We start from the raw sequence: 18,659 nt of genomic DNA, 5'->3' as shown, positions 1-18,659 counted from the left end.
CGTCCGACTCCCTTTTGCAAAAACATGGTAGCGTTAGTTGTTGCCGAATCGAGGGACACTCATCCGAAGGAAGGTGGGGTTTGTGATGAGAAAAAAAGTCGTGTTGTTTGTCGATGGGGGTGTGGACGATGCGTTTGCGCTCTGGTACGCGGTTCACGACCCGCGGTTGCAGGTGCTCGGCATCGTCGGCGGGTATGGGAATATGCCGCGCGATCTCGCGGTGCGCAATGCGAAGTGGCTGTTGCGGCAGGCCGGTCGGGAGGAGATCCCGGTGTTTGCCGGGTGTGAGCGCCCGATGACCGGCGAGAACCCGACGTTTTTCCCAGAGGTCCACGGTGCGCAGGGGCTGGGACCGTATGAATTGCCGCTGACCAAGGAACAGGGAGCTGAGCTGCCGGAGTTGATGAAGCTGTTGGCGCGCGCAGGCGAGTTTGTGGTGCTGGAGTTGGGGCGGATGACGTCGCTGGCGACGTTGACGCTTTTGTATGGAGCGCGCTGGCGGGGGGTGCCGATCTATGCGATGGGCGGGGCGTTTGGCGTGGGGAACATCTCCGAGGTGGCAGAGGCGAATCTGCATGGCGATCCGATCGCGGCCCATCTGGTGTTGACGTCCGGCGCGGACGTCACGCTTTTTCCGCTAAACGTGACCCAAAAAGCGATCCTCACCCCGGAGCAGGCGGCAGTGACGCCCTTGAAGCCGCTCTATGATACCTACTATCGCTACTACCAAGACAAGAACCGGGCGCTGTCTGGTGCGCCGCTGCACGACTTGCTGCCTGTGTTTGCCTTGAACCGGGAGGATGCGCTGCAGTTCACCCGCCGTCACGTACAGGTGGAGACGGGGAGTGGCTTGACACGCGGGCAGACGATCGCTGATTTCCGGCCCAGTGCCTCGGAGGTGGCAGCTCCAGCAGGGACACGGATTGCGTGGGAGCTTGATCTGGCGGTGTTTGTCCACGATGTTGTCGGGATTTTGAAAAAATGACTCTTTCCCTCGCAAATCGGTTGTGGTATGATTTATTTTGCTCTCTATTTTTCGGAATTGAATATTCTCCCTGAAGTTGGCTAGACTAGGATGTGGCAGTTTCTGGGGTACATAGAAAGGAAGTGCTGACTTTGGCAGAAGCTCACGCAGTAAAGCTTGATCCAGAGAAAGTTAGCGAATTATCCTTGGTTGACTTGGCGTTTGTGATCTTGAAACAGACGAACAAGCCGTTCCTGTTCAGCGATCTGATGCAGACGGTCGCACGTCTGAAAGGTCTGACGCCGACACAAATCAACGAAGTGATCGCACGTCTCTATACGGAGATCAATATCGATGGTCGCTTCATCTGCATCGGCAACAACACGTGGGGACTGAAACGTTGGTACCCGACAGACAAAGCGCCGGAGAAGTCCAGCACGAGCGGCAAGAAATTTGTGCGCAAGGACATCGACGAAGACGACGACGATTTCTACGACGACGAGGAAGAAGAGTCCTACGACGACGAAGATGCCGAAGTGGATACCTTCGCCGCTGCGTTCACAGCCGTTGACGATGACGCAGATGCCGCCGATGAGGAAGAGGAAGAGTTCGAAGGCGAAGTAGTCGAAGTCGAAGAAACGGAAGAAGCTGAGGAAGAGGAATTCGATTCCTACGAGGAAGACGAAGAGTTCTAAGCCTCGCTCCCTTTTACAAAAGCGAAAATCGCAGTTTCAGCCGCAAACCGGGTCTCCGGGGTGCGGCTCTTTTCGCTGGCCTCCTATTGACAAGCCGGAGTGAGAAAGTTACGATAGCAAAGGTGTTTTTTTTAGAACCGGACTTGGCAAACTAAGGACAACAAGCGTACATAGGGGGCACAACAAGGCATGGCAAAATATATTTTTGTAACCGGTGGCGTCGTATCTTCGCTCGGAAAAGGGATCACGGCCGCCTCGCTCGGACGGCTGCTGAAGAATCGTGGTCTGAAAGTCACCATTCAAAAATTCGACCCATACATCAACGTGGACCCAGGAACGATGAGTCCCTACCAACATGGTGAGGTGTTTGTCACCGATGACGGCGCAGAGACCGACTTGGACCTCGGCCACTATGAGCGCTTCATCGACATCAACCTCTCCAAAAACAACAGCATCTCCTCAGGGAAAGTCTACGGCTCGGTCATCACCAAGGAACGCCGTGGCGATTACCTCGGCGGCACGGTTCAGGTGATCCCGCACATCACCAACGAGATCAAGGAGCGGGTCTTCCGTTCGGGCAAGGACACCAACGCGGACGTCGTGATCACGGAGATCGGCGGCACGGTTGGGGACATCGAGTCGTTGCCGTTCCTCGAAGCGATCCGTCAGATCAAAAACGATGTCGGTCGCGAGAATGTGATGTACATCCATGTCACGCTGATCCCGTACCTCGGCAAAGCGGGCGAGATGAAAACCAAACCGACGCAGCACTCCGTCAAGGAACTGCGCTCGATCGGGATCACGCCGAACATCCTCGTCTGCCGGACGGCTGAGCCGATGCCGTTGGATGTGAAACGCAAGATCGCGATGTTCTGTGACACGGACCCAGAGGCGGTCATCGAAGCGCGTGACGCGGATACCCTGTACGACTTGCCGCTGATGTTCCAAGAGGAAGGCCTCGACCGTCTGGTCGTGCGCCACTTCGGATACGACGTGCCAGAAGCGGACATGACGGAGTGGAAGCAACTGGTACACAAGGTCAAAAACCTCCAGCACACGACCCGCATCGCGCTGGTCGGCAAGTACGTGGCGCTGCGCGACGCGTACATCTCCGTCGCAGAAGCGCTGTACCACGCGGGCTTTGCAGCCGATTCGAACATCGAGATCGACTGGATTCAAGCGGAGGATGTCACGGCGGAGAACGTGCAGGAATTGCTCGGCAACGCGGACGGCATCCTCGTGCCGGGTGGATTTGGCGATCGGGGTGTGGAAGGCAAGATCCTCGCGACGAAGTATGCGCGGGAGAACCAAGTTCCGTACCTCGGCATCTGTCTCGGGATGCAGGTGGCGTGCATCGAGTACGCCCGTCATGTGCTCGGTCATACGGACGCGAACTCCTCGGAGATCGATGCGCTGACCACGCACCCGGTGATCGACCTGTTGCCGGAGCAAAAGGAAGTCGAAGATCTGGGCGGCACGCTGCGCCTCGGGCTGTATCCGTGCAAGTTGGAGCCAGGTTCCAAGGTGGCGACTGCGTATGGCGATACCCTCGTGTACGAGCGTCACCGTCACCGTTATGAATTCAACAACGAGTACCGGGATGCGATGTTGAACGCAGGCTTCGAGTTCTCGGGCACGTCGCCGGACGGACGACTGGTTGAGATCATCGAGTTGAAGGACCACCCGTGGTTTGTCGCGTCGCAGTTCCACCCGGAATTCACCTCGCGCCCGAACCGCCCGCAACCGCTGTTCCGCGAGTTTGTACGAGCTTCGCTGGACAGACATCAATTGGATCAGTAAGACGAGAAAAGCCAGTCTCTTCGAGAGACTGGCTTTTTTAATCGACAAAGGGCTGGGTGTAAAGGGTGTAAAGCTGAAAAAAGACCCAAGGGTGTGTACCCTCGGGTCTTTGTACGTGCTGGATGCAGGGTCTTACTTTTTCAGGTCGAGGCGGATGTCGCGACCATCGTCCGGCAACGTAATTTTGGAGCCGTCCTTGGTGAGGCTCTGCGCGTACTTGATCCACGCGTCGAGCATGACGTCACCGATCTTCCAGTCCTTGACTTCGCCGAAGACGGTGAAGCCGTCGCCTTTGCCAGTTGCCATGAAGTCGTTGGTGACAGCCTTGAAGGTGCGGGACTCGTTGAACTTGCCGTCCACGTACAGCGGGGTGCCGTCGGTCAGCGTGATCTTGGTGAACTTGTCACCGGTCGGGCGGGTGTTGTCCCACTCGACTTTCAGACCGGAGAATTGCAGCGCCGGGAGGTTGGAGTACTTGTCGAGCACTTCCAGCGCGGTCTTGATCTGCTTCGCGGTCATCGTGCCAACCGTGTCGGTGTTGCCAAACGGCAGGACGGCGAACATCTCGCCAAATGTCATCTCACCAGCATCGATATCTGCACGGATGCCGCCGATGTTCGTGAAGGCAACGTCCGCTTTTTCGTTGGTGCGCATCGCGTCGGTGATCATTGCGCCCAGCGGAGTGATCCCATCGCGTTCCACACCGCCGTCGATGTCAAAACGATAGCCTTTGCGGGTCAGTGATTCACCAGTGGTCGCGATCACTTTCTTTTCCTTTTCTTGCACTTGCTGGTGGTAGGAATCGACGATGTTGTGGACTTCGCTGTCGCCGGTGGTCAGGTTCGTGTAGGTTTCGAGCAGAGACGCGCTCGAGGAGACGACTCCTTTGGTGTCCTTGTCAACGAACAGTTGGATGTGACCGACTGCGAGCAACCAGTTCTGGGCTTCGATGACCGGGATTCCGTTCACGTTGCCGACGACGCGCTTGTGCGAGTGGCCGCCAACGATCGCATCGAGGGTCCCGTTGCCGGTGCCGTTGGCGAGATCCGCCAGCTCATCCATGATCTTGTCGGACGCCTGTACTTGGTCGCCTGGCAAGTGCGAGGTGACGATGACGATGTCTGCACCCTTCGCACGCAGCTCTGCAGAGAGTTCCTTCGTGATCGGAACCGGATCTGCGAACGTCAGACCTTCGATGTTGGTCGACTTGGTTGTGGTCTTGGTTTGCGGGGTGGAGAGGCCGATGATGCCGATCTTCAGACCGCCTTTTTCCACGATCGTGTAGGGCTGGGTCCAGTCGACACGCTTGCCCGTCTTGTCATCGATGATGTTCGCGCCGAGGATCGGGAATTCTGCGTTCTTGATGTTATCGATCAATACGTCGCGACCGAAGTCAAACTCATGGTTGCCGATCGCAGCCGCATCATACTTGATATCTGCCATGCCTTCCATGACCGACTTGCCGTTGAACATGTTCGAGATCAACGTGCCTTGCCATGCATCGCCACCATCGACGACCACAGTGTGCTCCGGGTTGACGGAACGGAAATCATTGACGATCCCGCCCAACGTTTCGAGGCCGCCCTGCGGTTGGTTGTTGCGTTTTTTGTCGGTGGTCACTTCGATATTGCCGTGAATGTCGTTGGTGGTGAGAACGTCGACGACATCAAACAGCAGCGGCTTCAGCGCTTTTGCCGCTTCGGCACGGGTCAGCGGTGCGTTCGGGTTGAACGCGCCATCGAGGGTCGGGGCAAATACACCGCCGAGCGTGGTGTAGGCGACGTAAGGTTTCGCCCAGTCGGAGATCTGGTCTTTATCTTTGAAATAGTTGAGGACGTTTTGGTTGACGGTCGGCGTGTGGCCGCCGTTCAGCGCAGCACCGATCAGGACTGCCAGCTCTTGGCGAGTGACGGCGCGGTTCGGTTCAAACTGTCCCGACTCATTGCCATGCACGATGCCAGCGGCCAGTGCATTGGCGAGCGGTTGTTGCTGCCAGCCTTCGAGGTCGTCGAACGGAGCTTTTTTCATGTCGACATCCTCGAGTTTTGCTGCACGGTTGATCATCGAGATCAGCTCGCCACGGGTGACGAATTGAGTCGGATGCAGGTCTGTCTCGCCGGGGTAGCCGGTGATCGCGCCTTTGTCGTGCGCCAATTCGATGTCCGAACGGGTCGGATTGGTCGGAGCCGATGTGGTGGTCTTGGTATCCGCCGCAAACGCTTGCGGGCCGTAAATGGTGCTGAGCAAGGACGCGGCTACTGCCATCGTAGCAAACTTCGAAGAACGTTTCATAAAGGTTTGAAATCCTCCTAATTATAGTTCGCAAGATGCCTTCATTATACTAGATTAGGAGATGGAAGAGTTGGTAAAATCGGAAAATTTTTTGTAAAAGGGAGACGCAAGAACCACACCTGCACAGGTGTGGTTCTTTTTTAGAGATCTCGCTTGGAAAACTTCCGCATCGCGAACAGCAAGAACACGACACCGTAGAGCAGTGTGTAGATCAGCATCGACGTGGTGGGCTCGGCGAGGCTGCCGAACAAGCCTTGGGCCGCGATGTTGAGCGGGTCGTTCGCGGAGTTGAAGAGTTGGGACATGGTGCGCCGGAATAGCGAGTCAAGTGGGAACACCAGCGAACTGACGATGCCGATGTTGACCAACGCGTGGTTGTTCAACGCCTGCCCGATCTGTTCGAGGAACCCACCGACAAAGCCGATCCCGTACAGGATGATCAAGATGATGCCTCCGTTGATCGTCGACATCCGCGCACTTAACCACAACGCAACGGCGATGAGAATCAACGGTTGCAAGGCGAAAAGTAACATCCCCGTCAGCATCGAACTGGCGGGTACCGACACATGTAAAGCACCGCCGAAGTTGAGGTTGACGAGCAAGATTGCGATGAACAGACAAGCCGCGTAGATCACCAGCAGTCCGCCGAGCCCGATGAACTTGCCGAGGACGACATCGCGGCGGTGCAAGGGGCGGGAAAGGATCGTGTCGATCTGGTGGCTTTCAATCTCTCCGGCGATACTGCCCACCGTCGCGAGGATGGACAGCAACGCGGTGATGAAGCTGGCAAAGTACAGACCTACGCCAATCAATTGCGTGGCGAGCATCTGTTGTTCCATCTGCGCAGCTCCGATCTCGTTGGAGAGTTGATCGCCGATCTGTTTGGCTGCATAGTGTGTCGCGATGCCGTAAAACAACACATAGGCGAGCGTCATCAGGATCGTGATCAGAAAGATGCGCTTGTACAGCGTTTCCTTATAGGAGAGTTTCGCGATGGTGAGCATGCTCTGCCTCCTTCCGACCGACCCAGTGCAGGAACACGTCTTCTAAGGCGGGTTGGCGCGGGGTCAATTCGTAGAGTCGGACACCTTCGCGGTGCAGACATTCGACTAGATCGGGCACCTGCTCCTCATGAGACAACTGGATCAGCCAGCGGCTTCCGGTCATCATAACGGACGATTCCAGCGGCTTGGCGCTGACGATCAGATGTTGCAGGGCTTGCCACAGGGCGAGGGAGACCCCTTCGGCGCGGATCTCGACTTGGGTTTGTACGTCTGATAATTTGCGCCACTCGCCTTGGACGACGAGATCGCTTTTGTGAACGATCGCGACATGGTCACAGACGTTCTCCACTTCGCTGAGCAGATGGGAGTTGAGGAAAACGGTCTTGCCCTCGCGGCGCAAGTCCATCATCAGATCCCGTACTTCACGTCGACCAATCGGGTCGAGCGCGGAGGTGGGTTCGTCCAGAAATACGAGTTCTGGGTCACCGATGAGCGCACAGGCGATGCCGATGCGTTGCTGCATCCCTTTGGAGTAGCCACGGATCTTGTCATTCTCGCGTCCGGTAAGACCGACGCGTTCGAGCAGGTGGCGAATCCGCTCTCGACGCAACGAGCGCGGCACCCCGGCGAGTTCGGCATGCGTTTCCAGCAGTTGAAGTCCGGTCAGCCAGTCTTGGTAGCGGAACAGTTCCGGCAGGTAGCCGACTTTGCGCCGCGCTTCGATGTTACCGATCGGCTTGCCGAGCAATTCGGCCCGCCCCGCTGTCGGGTGCAACAGGCCGAGCATCGTGCGGACAAATGTGCTTTTGCCTGCTCCATTCGGCCCTAAAAATCCAAACACAACACCACGGGGTACTTGCAAGGTGATGTCGCGACAGCCAGCACGACCATCGAATTGCTTGGTTAAGCCCCATGTAGAAATCACAATGTCGGACATAGATAGCTCCTTTCAAACGATAGAACGAGCACGAGAGCAGTCCCGCTAGGCGGGATGCTCTTTTTTCGTGCGCACGTAGTTAGGGTTACTTACTTGAAGGATTTCGCGAGAGATTGCAGGGTGTCCTGCGTGATCGCACGTTCGTCAGTGGACGCGGATTCAATCAAGTGCAGATGGTTATTCGCCTGCCAGTAGAGGGAGGACTGGTGACCTTCGGTGAAGTAGAGGCCGTCGCCACCGTTGACGGTGGTTTGGGTGAGGTTTTGCCCCGAACCAGCGAGGGTTGGCACCGGCACGGTGTGCTGCCAGTCTTCGATGCTGGCGAGTTGCTTGCGGATGTTTTCCGGCAACATCGGCAGTTGCAAGATCGTTTCGCGCAGTTGGTTCACATCCACACCACGAGGCACTTGCAGAGCGGGAGAAGCGAACGTGGTGTAGGTGTAGTGTTGATTGCTGTCCTTGGTTGCGGTGAGCGTGGTGATGAGTGTTTGCGGGAAATGGACGGAAAAGTCTTGGTTGTCGAGGTTTTTGTCCAGCGTGGACTTGGAACCTAGCTGCTTGAGCAGTGCGTTGGCGCGCTCGACGTTGAGTTGGAAGTGCAGGGTGTGCTCTGGACGGACGGTGAGAGTGTTGAGTTGGAAGCCGGTCGGGACGGCGGGGGTGTAGCCAGCCGCTTGTGCTTCGGCGGCAGAGTTGAAGGTTTGTACCGTATGGGAATCGTCGGTGCTCCAGATCTTGCCGAGACCTTGCAGGGACATCTCGCCTGCTGCCCCGCTTGAGATCCATTCCTGCATCTGGTTCAGGTCTTGCTTGGTGACTTGAATGGTTTGGATCTTCTGTGCACGGAACAGTGAGAGCACCTCATCGGCCGCCGCTTGAACGGCAGGGATCGCCAAGGAGCCTACCAAAACAACTGCGGCACCTGTGCCGACCAACCATTTTTTCGTATTTTTCGCCATGTGTGTCCATCTCCCTTTGGAAGGTATAGGGGCGGGCGCAGACAGGGTGCGCGCCGCCAATCGAGTTTCGAATAGTGTCCAAGCCGCGTCGACATCGATCTCGACGAGGGGGGCTTGCGTTGGAGGAGAGAAGGCTTCGCGCAGAGCAGACTCTGTCCAGTCGTCGATGCGCTTGAGGGAATGCAGCGCAGATCGGCAAGCGGAACAAACATCTAGATGCAAGGAGAGACCCTTGCGTTCCTCACGCGGCAACTCTCCGTCGAGGTAGGCTTGGATGCGGGACTGATAGGGGCAAATACTCATCGCTCGCTTCCCCTCCTTTGTTGATACAGATCGCGGAATCGCTTGCGGGCGCGGGCCAACAGAGTTCCGATCGAATTGGTTTCGAGTTGAGTGATCGCAGCTAGTTCCTTGTAGTCGTACCCAGAGTATTTTAAGAGGAGCAACGTCCGGTCACGCTCCTCCAAATCGGTGAGTGCGGCGCGAACATCGTGAATCTCTTCGTGCTGGAGCCAGCGCTCCTCGGTGGACGGTTCAGAAAGAGAGTGGGGGTCGGCTGCCTGCGCATCACGAGCGACCCGGCGCTTTTCACCGCGCAGGTGGTTAAACGCGACATGTGTGCTGGTTTGTGTAAGCCACGCACCGATGTTCTCAATGGAAGGCAGATCAACTGCGTACAGGCGGACGAACACCTCCTGGGCCAAGTCCTCGGCAACCGCTTGATCGTGCGTAATGCTCCAGATGCGCCGTACGACTTGCGGGTAGTGGTTTCTGAATAGATCCTGAAACGACTGCTCCGAGGACACAGCGACAGGTCTTGTGGTTGGATGCTTCACCATGTGTACGGAATCCTCCATTCCCAGCCCCCTTTCTCCGCGTTCACTAGGATGACACCGCCGAAGGTGGTTTTGTGACAGCCGAGGCGAATTTTTTTTGAAAAAAGCCACAGGGTTGCACCTGTGGCTACTCTTCCTCCCGGCGCACCAAGCGTGCCCGGGTCAAAATTTTATCTCCGAACTTATCCTTCAAGGAATCGACGACCCGGCTCAACTCCTGCTGGCGCGGGTCTGTTTCCACCGTGGGAGTCGGAGCGTCAAACAGCGACAATTGCTGGGTTTGCTCCTCCACAGTCCCCTTGGGCACGAGGTTGCCGACGGTGACGCCGATCAGCCGGATCGCGTCCTCCCGGCTCAGACCGCACTTGGCGAGCAGGCCCTTGACGGCGGTGTAGAGCGGCGTCTCCAGATCGGTCGGGTGGGCAAACGTATGGTTGCGCGTGATCGTCTGCCACGGTGCGTAGCGCAATTTCAAGGTGACGGTGCGCGCTTCGAAGCCGGACTGACGCAAGCGGCGGGCGACTTTTTCAACCTGTCCGAGCAGCGTGGTTTCCAGAAAAACGACATCGCGCACATCCTCCGCGAACGTCGTCTCCTGCCCGATCGACTTCGCTTCGCGGTTGGGCTGCACGGGACGTTCATCCCGACCGTTCGCCAACAGATAGATATGATCGGCGAGCGACCCGAGGTAGGTGCGCATCCGGGTGACGTTCATCTGGGCGACGTCGCCGATGGTGCGCAGGCCGAGGCGCGTGAGCTGCTCGGCACTTTTTTGCCCGACACCCCACAGTCTGGAGATCGGCAAGGGATGGACGCGGGTTTCGAGATCGGACGGGGTGATCGGGACGAGACCGTCCGGTTTTTCCAAGTCAGATGCCAGCTTGGCGAGGAATTTGTTGTAGGAGATGCCGACCGAAGCGGTGAGGTTCAGTTCGCGGGAGATGTCTTCCTTGATCCGCCGCGCCATCGTCACACCGTCACCGAACAGCCGCTCACACCCGGTCACGTCGAGAAATGCTTCGTCGACCGACAGTTTCTCGATCAACGGGGTGTAGCGGGCGAGGATCGCCATCATCTGCTTCGAAACTGCGGAGTACTTCCGATGGTCTGGCGCGATGAAGACGCCGTTCGGGCACAACCGCTTCGCCTGCGAGGTGGGCATCGCGGAATGCACACCGAAGCGCCGCGCCTCATAAGAGCAGGTGGAAACTACGCCCCGCAGTTCGGTCGGGTGTGCGATGATCACAGGCAGACCGCGCAATTCCGGGGAGTCCCGCTGCTCCACGGAGGCGAAAAATGCGTCCATATCCAAATGCAAAATCGTCCGCTGCTCCACGCGACTCTCATCTCCGATCCGAACGTTTGTTTCCACTAGAATACCACAAAAAAGCCTCCTGCCAAATCAGCTACAGGAGGCTGGCCGCAAAGTCGAGCAGGTAGCGGAACGCGAGTGTTTTGTCCGCTGGGGTGAGCGCTTTGCGCCCCGGGCGCGGGTTGATGTCGAGCAGATAGGCGTGCCCGTCGTGGTCGAGGGCGATGTCGATGCCGAGAAACGCCAGCGTCTTGCGTTTGACGGTCAGCGCTCGGGCCGCTGTGATCGCCACCGCTTCGATTTCAGCGCGCGAGGGGAGCTGTATGCTGTGGGAACTCGTGGCTTCCTCCAACCACTCGAAACTGCGGACGACGCCACCCTGTGCGAGGTTCGTCACAACCTGACCTGCTGCGGCCAGACGCGGCACGGTGGTGATCGCTTGCCAGTCCCCACGACCATCGCGTTGTAGATAGACGCGCAGGTCGAGTTTGCGCCCGTCGAGATCGAGCAGCGGGATGCCGCTTTGGAGGAGATGCGGGCCTTGGCGAAGTTGCCCTTCTATAAAGAGTCGCAACTGTCCGCCGGACAGAATGCGCGATTTTTTCGCAGAGGTGAGCTGGTAGGTTTGCTTGTCGACCGTGCGAATTTCCACCACCCCGACACCGCCAGACCCGCGCACCGGTTTGAGAAAAACGGCCGGGTGCCGTTGCAACCATGCTTCCACATCCCCCGGTGCTTGCAAAAGTGTGGTCTGCGGCAGGTTCGCCACGAGGTCGGGGGAGGTGAGCAACGCTTGCCAAACGCCCCATTTGTCTGGAAAGCGCGGGTTGAGAATCTGAAAGCCGGCGCGACGGAGGGTCTTTTTTTGCTCAGAAAAGCGTCTGCTCGTGCGGGCGTAGTGGACGGTGACGCTGTCGATCAGCACGCGAGGGAGCGGGGTTGATCGGGTGAGCCAACCGCGCTCCGACCTATAGGAAAGGCCGCGAACCTGACGCGTGCGGGCATTCAGTTGATCCGGGTGAAAAAACACCACGTCCACGCCAGCATCGATGGCAACGTTGGCGAGCAGTTGCCATTGGCTGTCCTGTGCGGGCGGGGGCAGGGCATCAGAGGTGATCAGTCCGATCAGCGGAGTTGTGCGGGCCATGAGGTGTACCTCCTGAAGGGTGGTGGATGAGCAAGATTTCCTATATGTATGTGGAAGGCCGCATACTTACAACCGGGTAATGATCATGCTAACATAGGAAAGTCTTCGCCATTTTTTTCATGGGACTACATAGAGTGTAACTTGGAGGAGGAACCTCAGATGAACGATTATATCGTGCGGGCAACCGCTTTGGATGGAAAATTGCGTGCGTTTGTTTGTATCACCACAGAGTTGGTGCGGGAGTTGTCGGATCGTCATGGCTGCTTGGCGTTGGCCAGCGCTGCACTGGGACGCACGGCGACGATGGGCGCGATGATGGGGGTCATGTTAAAAGGCGAGGAGACGTTGTCGCTGCAAGTGCGCGGTGACGGACCGCTCGGCAAGATCATCGTGACTGCAGATGCGGAGGCCCACGTGACGGGCTATATTGAAAATCCGCGGGTCGAACTTCCGCCCAGAGAAGGCGGCGCCTATGGCGACGTGGAGAAACTAGATGTAGGCGCGGGCGTGGGCGAAGGTTTCCTGCTCGTGATCAAGGATCTCGGCATGAAGGAGCCCTATACCGGCTCAGTTCCTCTGCACAACGGCGAGATCGCCGAGGACTTCGTGCATTATTTCGCACAATCGGAGCAGACCCCGTCGGCGCTGGCACTCGGCGTGTTGGTGGATAAGGACCAGTCTGTAAAAGCCGCGGGCGGCTTTTTGATCCAACTGTTGCCAGGGGTGACCGAGGAGGATATCGACTACTTGGAGCAACAACTCAGCAAGTTTCCGCACATCACCTCGCTGCTCGTGCAAGGTCTGACGCCAGAGGACATCCTCAAGCGACTGATTCCGGGCGAGATCAAGTTCTTGGAGACCTACCCGGTGGCCTTCACCTGTGATTGCTCGCGTGATCGCTTCGAACGGGGCCTGCTGTCGCTCGGTGCTTCGGAGATTCGCTCGATTCTGACCGAGGAGAAGCAGGCGGAGTTGGTTTGCCACTTCTGCAATGAAAAGTACCACTTCGAAGAAGCGCATCTGCAAGAATTGTTGGAGCAAGCGGAAGCGAAGTAACTCAGGGATTGACAGATTTTGTGCTCAGTCGTACACTTTAGATATTCAGTAAATCCAATGATCTTACTCGGTTTTCTATAGATGAGGAGGCAACAAGTATGCGCGTTGCGAACAATATTGCCGAATTGATCGGTCAAACCCCGATCATCAAGCTGAACACGATCACTGGTCCGGACGAAGCGGAGATCTACATTAAACTGGAGTCCTTCAATCCGGGCGGTTCCGTCAAGGACCGTATCGCCTATTCGATGATCACCGAAGCGGAACTCGCGGGCGATCTCAAACCGGGCGCGACGCTGGTCGAGCCGACCTCCGGCAACACCGGGATCGGTCTGGCGATGATGGCAGCGGCCAAGGGCTACCGCGCGGTGCTGGTCATGCCGGACACGATGTCGGTGGAACGCCGCAACCTGCTGAAAGCGTATGGGGCGGAACTCGTCCTGACCCCAGGCGCAGAAGGCATGAAGGGTGCGATTGCGAAGGCGAAGGAACTGCAGGCGGAAAACGGCTGGTTCATGCCGCAGCAATTCGACAACCCGGCGAACCCGAAGATCCACCGCGAGACCACGGCGCGTGAGATCCTCGAAGCACAAGCAGCGATGGGTGGCCTCGATGCCTTCGTGGCAGGCGTAGGCACGGGCGGTACGATCACCGGCGTGGGTGAAGTATTGAAGGAACACAACGCGAACATCCAGATCGTCGCGGTGGAACCGTCCGCCTCTCCGGTGCTTTCCGGCGGCGCTCCGGGCCCGCACAAGATCCAAGGGATCGGCGCTGGCTTTGTCCCAACGATCACGAACACGGAGATTTTTGATGAAGTGGTGCAAGTTGACAACGAAGCTGCGTTTGAATACGCACGCCGTCTCGCGAAGGACGAAGGCATCCTCGTCGGCATCTCGTCTGGCGGTAACGTCTACGCGGCCCATCAGATCGCCAAGAAACTCGGCGCAGGCAAAAAAGTCCTCACCGTAGCTCCGTCCACCGGCGAACGCTACCTGACGACCGCACTGTTCCAATTCGAATAAGCGTCGCTAAAAAGCACGAGTCCCAGATGGGGCTCGTGCTTTTTTTCATTCCCTTGCGTGTGTTTACAAGTGTGGACGAGCATGGGGTTGTGAAATTGCACAAACGAAGAAGTTGGCTCGGTTAGGGGTGGCGGCTTATCGTACCTTTTTATTAACACACACATCTGCAGAATCACGATCACGTACCCGCAATCCTTCCTAGAGCCGTGCTATAATAGTTGCAACGCAACGAGGAGGGTACCTTTTGTGACTGAGAACTCCTACAACTTACATACGCCAAAACGCCGGCTGTGCATCGGCGCTCATCATTTTGAAATCGGCACCCGCACGTTGATCATGGGCATCCTCAATGTCACGCCCGATTCCTTTTCCGACGGGGGTCGCTGGTCGGAGGTAGACCTCGCGCTGGAACATGCCCGTGAGATGGTCGCAGCGGGCGCGGACATTCTCGACATCGGCGGCGAATCGACCCGCCCAGGTCATGATCCGGTCTCCGCAGACGAGGAGATCGCGCGCGTCGTCCCGGTGATTCAACGTCTCGCTCAGGAACTGCCCGGCGTCCCGATCTCCATCGACACGTACAAAGCCTCGGTCGCCCGCGCTGCGGTTCAAGCGGGCGCACACCTCGTCAATGATGTCTGGGGCCTGCGGGCCGACCCGGAGATGGCGAAGACCTGCGCAGAACTGGACGTGCCGGTCATCCTCATGCACAACCGCGAGACGCCGCATGAGACGGATGTGCTTCCGAATACATTGCGCGAACTTCGCGAGTGTGTGGAGCTTGCCCATCTGGCAGGCATCCGCGACGAACAGATCTGGCTCGATCCTGGCATTGGATTCGGCAAGACCTACGAACAGAACCTTTACGTGATGCAACAGCTCGATGCGATCTGCAACTTAGGCTATCCGGTGCTGCTGGGCACTTCCCGCAAATCGATGATCGGCAACACGCTACATCTGCCCGTCGAGGACCGCGTGGAAGGGACCGCGGCGACAGTAGCCCTTGGGATCGCCAAGGGCGTGGAGATGATTCGCGTACATGATATCCAACAGATGGCGCGTATTGCCCGCATGACCGATGCGATGGTGCGCACGCGATTTGATTTTTAAAAACCTAGACAAGAGATCGATTGGGAGGGTTTCGTGATGGACAAAATTTACATGAGCGGACTGGAGTTTTACGGCTTCCACGGGGTGTTTGAGGAAGAGACGCGACTGGGGCAACGTTTTTACACAGATGTCGTGATGATCGTTCCCCTGCAAGAGGCGGGGCAGTCTGACGATCTCGACCTGACCGTGAATTATGGAGAGGCCTATGACCGCGTCCGCGAGATCATGGACGGCGAACCTGTACAATTGATCGAAACGCTGGCGGAGCGCATCGCGTCGTCGCTGCTCCACCACTTCCCGCTGATTCAAGAAGTGCAGATCAAAGTCACCAAACCGAACCCGCCGATCAAAGGCCCGATGAGTGGCGTCGCCGTGGAGATTGTCCGTGGACGCAAGTAAGGTACAGACCGCCTATCTCTCGCTCGGCTCCAACCTCGGGGATCGCCGCTTGAACTTGCGTACGGCCATCGCGATCCTCGATGCACATCCCGAGATCGATGTGACTCGTGTCTCCCCGATCTATGAAACAGAGCCGGTCGGCTACCTCGACCAACCGGATTTTTTAAACCTCGTTCTGGAGCTACAGACAGAGCTCGATGCCAAAAAGTTATGGAAAATCACCAGTTCTACAGAACTCGAGCTAGGTCGACAAAGGGATATCAAGTGGGGACCACGAACGATAGATATAGACATCCTATTAGTGGATCATCAGGTCATGGACACGGACGACCTCATCATACCTCACCCCCGGATGGCGGACCGCGCGTTCGTCTTACTCCCTCTTGCAGACCTTGCAGGTGATCTCGTCCACCCGGTGACTCGTCAGACCGTGTCAGTCATGGCAAATCGAGTAGAAGGAAAGGACGGGGTCTACCTATGCAAGATACCATTGGCAAACGACTACGAGCCTACCGAAAATTAAAAAACCTCACACAGCAAGAACTAGCAGACCGACTCCATGTCTCGATCGCGATCGTCGGTGCGATCGAACGCGGCACGCGTGCGCCTAGCGCGGATCTCATGCGCCAGATTCATGATGTGTTGGGCGTCACGGAGCAGGAGCTGCGTGGCGAGAGTGTAACTTTTGGCGGTTGAGGAATGAATCGAAGACGTGTATCATAGGAACCATACAATTACGAGCGGAGCACAGGTGAAGGATCGAGCCTGTGTTTTTCGCATGTACGGAGGTGCAAGTTCATGCTGAAAATCGGCAACGTCGAATTGGAAAACAACGTGATCCTAGCGCCGATGGCGGGCGTGTGCAACCCATCGTTCCGCATCCTCGCCAAGGAGATGGGCGCTGGTCTGGTCTGCGCGGAGATGGTCGCCACCAAGGCACTCCAGCATGGCAATGCGAAGACACGCTCGATGCTCAAGATCATCGGGGAGGAAAAGCCGGTTGCGATGCAACTGGTCGGCTGTGATGCAGAGTCGATGGCGATTGCGGCGGAGTTGGTAGCCGAAACCGAAGCGGATATCATCGACATCAACATGGGCTGTCCCGCGAGCAAAATCCACAAAGCCGGTTCTGGTGCTGCTCTGGCCCGCGACCCGGAGAGCGCAGGTCGCATTATTGAAGCGGTTGTGAAGGCAGCAGGCAACAAGCCGGTCACCGTCAAGTTTCGCAAGGGCTGGGACGATGACAACATCAATGCCGTTGCGATCGCCAAAATCGCGGAGCAAGCTGGCGCGAAGTCGGTTGCGGTACACGGACGCACGGCCAAGCAGATGTACACGGGCCATGCCGACTGGGACATTATCAAAGCGGTGAAGGAAGCGGTCAACATCAATGTCATCGGCAACGGTGACATCACGACCCCGCAGAAAGCGGTGGAGATGCTCAAGCACACCGGCGCGGACGGGGTGATGATCGGACGCGGATCGCTTGGCAACCCGTGGATCTTCAAGCAAGTCGCGCACTACATCAAAACTGGTGAGCAGTTGCCGTCCCCGACCGTTGAGGATCGCATCCGAGTCGCGCTCCGCCACGCCGACTTGCTGGTCGAGGAGAAGGGCGAGTACACCGGAACCCGCGAGATGCGCAAACACATCGCGTGGTACACCAAGGGCTTGTACGAGTCCAACAAGTTTCGCGACGAGATCAACCTGATCGAAACCTCGCAAGGGCTGAAGGATGCTCTGCACTTCTACCTCGAAACCTTGTTGGCACGCGAAGCAGCAGAAATCACGCTCTAAACGATAGCGAAAAGTCGATGATTCCCTTGAGGGAACATCGGCTTTTTTGCACATAAAAGGACGTATGCATAAAATTCAGTGTAATAAATACAGGTGTCAGCTTTAATTAATGGAAATGTCTTGACAAGTAATCGAAGGAGATTCTATAATTTCTGACAATTAGATGTATCAAGAGAAGGGGAATCGAGACAAATGGCGGAAAAAGAAGTGCTCCTCACTCATAACGGACTCAAGAAGCTCGAAGACGAACTCGACCACCTAAAATCGGTCAAACGGCGTGAAGTCGCGGAACGAATCAAGATCGCGATCTCCTATGGCGACATCTCGGAGAACTCGGAGTACGATGATGCGAAAAACGAACAAGCCTTCATAGAAGGTCGGATCATCACGCTGGAAAAAATGCTGCGCAACGCACGCATCATCAGTGCCAGCGAAGTCGAGGCCAATACGATCGGCATCGGCACGACGGTGATCATCAAAGACCTTGAATTCGGTGACATCATGGAATACACGATCGTCGGCAGCGCCGAGGCCGATCCGATCGAGAACAAAATCTCCAACGAATCCCCGGTTGGGCGTACATTGTTAGGTCGTGCGATCGGGGATGTCATTGAAGTGAACGTGCCAGTGGGCGCGCTCAAGTATGAGATTCTCGAGATCAAGGTCTAGATAAGGTCTAGATGTGGATAAAAAAAGGCCCGACTCCATCAGGAGCCGGGCCTTTTTTGGTGGCAAAATGGCGGGGTTGTGAATAAACGTGTGGAAAACGGGGATGAAATGTGGACAAGAAAAGGGGTTTTGGGGATAAACCTGTGTGTAATGTGGATAACTCACGAGAAATGCACACTGTTATCCACAGTGAAGGTGGCGAAAGATGTCGAGAATTCGTGAGATTGCGCGTGTGGTGGGGAGATGGAGTTTTGGATTTGTCGTGTTTTGTTTCAGATGGCGCGTTGAGATGTACAGGTGGGCATGATAAGATTACTCCTGTCGCCGCGAGAGACGAATTTAAAACTCGGTGGTTGACAGAATGACTGGTTGTGTGCTAATCTAGTCAACGTCGCCTCTGAGCGATATGTTTGATCCTTGAAAACTAAACGAGTGATAGATGAGAATCGATTCGAGCCTTGAATCAAACTTTAATTGAGAGTTTGATCCTGGCTCAGGACGAACGCTGGCGGCGTGCCTAATACATGCAAGTCGAGCGGACTGATGTGGAGCTTGCTCCATGGATGTCAGCGGCGGACGGGTGAGTAACACGTGGGTAACCTGCCTGGCAGACTGGGATAACGCTTGGAAACGAGTGCTAATACCGGATGATCTCTT

The 18,659-nt window shown here is 56.7% G+C and carries 18 protein-coding genes and 1 rRNA gene; 12 read left to right on the top strand and 7 right to left on the bottom strand.

Annotation, left to right across the window (positions count from 1 at the left end; all coding sequences use genetic code 11):
- Positions 1 to 85 precede the first annotated feature (85 nt).
- From C7459_RS16925 to C7459_RS16915, 3 genes are all read left to right on the top strand, one after another.
- Positions 86 to 985, top strand: coding sequence for a nucleoside hydrolase (locus tag C7459_RS16925; protein ID WP_109690470.1), 900 nt, complete (start codon positions 86 to 88; stop codon positions 983 to 985).
- A gap of 131 nt (positions 986 to 1,116) precedes the next feature.
- Positions 1,117 to 1,659 (top strand): DNA-directed RNA polymerase subunit delta, encoded by a 543-nt coding sequence (gene rpoE / locus C7459_RS16920; RefSeq protein WP_109690469.1) that lies wholly within the window; start codon positions 1,117 to 1,119, stop codon positions 1,657 to 1,659.
- 189 nt (positions 1,660 to 1,848) lie between these two features.
- Positions 1,849 to 3,459, top strand: a complete 1,611-nt coding sequence (locus C7459_RS16915; protein WP_109690468.1) for a CTP synthase — start codon at positions 1,849 to 1,851, stop codon at positions 3,457 to 3,459.
- Positions 3,460 to 3,591: 132 nt separating this feature from the next.
- Here C7459_RS16915 and C7459_RS16910 read toward each other — a convergent pair whose 3' ends face one another.
- From C7459_RS16910 to C7459_RS16880, 7 genes are all read right to left on the bottom strand, one after another.
- Positions 3,592 to 5,751 (bottom strand): 5'-nucleotidase C-terminal domain-containing protein, encoded by a 2,160-nt coding sequence (locus tag C7459_RS16910; protein WP_109690467.1) that lies wholly within the window; start codon positions 5,749 to 5,751, stop codon positions 3,592 to 3,594.
- A gap of 140 nt (positions 5,752 to 5,891) precedes the next feature.
- On the bottom strand, positions 5,892 to 6,755 hold the full coding sequence (locus tag C7459_RS16905) for an ABC transporter permease subunit (protein WP_109690466.1): 864 nt from the start codon (positions 6,753 to 6,755) through the stop codon (positions 5,892 to 5,894).
- Positions 6,727 to 7,692, bottom strand: a complete 966-nt coding sequence (locus tag C7459_RS16900) for an ABC transporter ATP-binding protein (protein WP_109690465.1) — start codon at positions 7,690 to 7,692, stop codon at positions 6,727 to 6,729. Before C7459_RS16900 ends, C7459_RS16905 begins: the two co-directional genes overlap by 29 nt.
- 89 nt (positions 7,693 to 7,781) lie before the next feature.
- The gene (locus C7459_RS16895) at positions 7,782 to 8,954 is read right to left on the bottom strand and encodes an anti-sigma factor family protein (RefSeq protein ID WP_109690464.1); all 1,173 of its coding nucleotides are present in this window, start codon (positions 8,952 to 8,954) and stop codon (positions 7,782 to 7,784) included.
- The gene (locus C7459_RS16890) at positions 8,951 to 9,508 is read right to left on the bottom strand and encodes an RNA polymerase sigma factor SigX (RefSeq protein WP_245884603.1); all 558 of its coding nucleotides are present in this window, start codon (positions 9,506 to 9,508) and stop codon (positions 8,951 to 8,953) included. The genes C7459_RS16895 and C7459_RS16890 overlap by 4 nt, the downstream gene beginning before the upstream one ends.
- Before the next feature lie 106 nt (positions 9,509 to 9,614).
- Positions 9,615 to 10,859: a DNA polymerase IV gene (dinB, locus tag C7459_RS16885; RefSeq protein ID WP_245884601.1), complete on the bottom strand. Its 1,245-nt coding sequence runs from the start codon at positions 10,857 to 10,859 to the stop codon at positions 9,615 to 9,617.
- A gap of 34 nt (positions 10,860 to 10,893) precedes the next feature.
- The gene (locus C7459_RS16880) at positions 10,894 to 11,946 is read right to left on the bottom strand and encodes a YheC/YheD family endospore coat-associated protein (RefSeq protein ID WP_109690463.1); all 1,053 of its coding nucleotides are present in this window, start codon (positions 11,944 to 11,946) and stop codon (positions 10,894 to 10,896) included.
- Between the two features lie 159 nt (positions 11,947 to 12,105).
- Here C7459_RS16880 and hslO point away from each other — a divergent pair, with 159 nt between their 5' ends.
- From hslO to C7459_RS16835, 9 genes are all read left to right on the top strand, one after another.
- Positions 12,106 to 13,002 (top strand): Hsp33 family molecular chaperone HslO, encoded by an 897-nt coding sequence (gene hslO, locus C7459_RS16875; protein ID WP_109690462.1) that lies wholly within the window; start codon positions 12,106 to 12,108, stop codon positions 13,000 to 13,002.
- A gap of 98 nt (positions 13,003 to 13,100) precedes the next feature.
- The gene (gene cysK / locus C7459_RS16870) at positions 13,101 to 14,027 is read left to right on the top strand and encodes a cysteine synthase A (RefSeq protein ID WP_109690461.1); all 927 of its coding nucleotides are present in this window, start codon (positions 13,101 to 13,103) and stop codon (positions 14,025 to 14,027) included.
- Positions 14,028 to 14,273: 246 nt separating this feature from the next.
- The gene (gene folP / locus C7459_RS16865) at positions 14,274 to 15,137 is read left to right on the top strand and encodes a dihydropteroate synthase (RefSeq protein ID WP_425450732.1); all 864 of its coding nucleotides are present in this window, start codon (positions 14,274 to 14,276) and stop codon (positions 15,135 to 15,137) included.
- Between the two features lie 36 nt (positions 15,138 to 15,173).
- A complete protein-coding gene (gene folB, locus C7459_RS16860; protein WP_109690460.1) occupies positions 15,174 to 15,536 on the top strand; it encodes a dihydroneopterin aldolase in 363 nt (120 codons plus the stop codon).
- Complete coding sequence (gene folK, locus C7459_RS16855) at positions 15,523 to 16,059, top strand: 2-amino-4-hydroxy-6-hydroxymethyldihydropteridine diphosphokinase (RefSeq protein WP_109690459.1); 537 nt, start codon at positions 15,523 to 15,525, stop codon at positions 16,057 to 16,059. Before folB ends, folK begins: the two co-directional genes overlap by 14 nt.
- The gene (locus tag C7459_RS16850; RefSeq protein WP_109690458.1) at positions 16,014 to 16,232 is read left to right on the top strand and encodes a helix-turn-helix domain-containing protein; all 219 of its coding nucleotides are present in this window, start codon (positions 16,014 to 16,016) and stop codon (positions 16,230 to 16,232) included. Before folK ends, C7459_RS16850 begins: the two co-directional genes overlap by 46 nt.
- A 102-nt stretch (positions 16,233 to 16,334) precedes the next feature.
- Entirely contained in the window at positions 16,335 to 17,333 is a 999-nt protein-coding gene (gene dusB / locus C7459_RS16845; RefSeq protein ID WP_109690457.1) for a tRNA dihydrouridine synthase DusB, read from the top strand.
- 192 nt (positions 17,334 to 17,525) lie between these two features.
- Entirely contained in the window at positions 17,526 to 18,002 is a 477-nt protein-coding gene (gene greA / locus C7459_RS16840) for a transcription elongation factor GreA (protein WP_109690456.1), read from the top strand.
- A 470-nt stretch (positions 18,003 to 18,472) separates the two neighbouring features.
- Positions 18,473 to 18,659, top strand: a 16S ribosomal RNA gene (locus C7459_RS16835); the annotation flags it as partial.

Source organism: Tumebacillus permanentifrigoris, from assembly GCF_003148565.1.
In the GTDB taxonomy this organism is placed as follows: domain Bacteria; phylum Bacillota; class Bacilli; order Tumebacillales; family Tumebacillaceae; genus Tumebacillus; species Tumebacillus permanentifrigoris.
The sequence above is the reverse complement of the archived record's forward strand: the minus strand, read 5'-3'. Positions and strand labels throughout refer to the sequence as shown.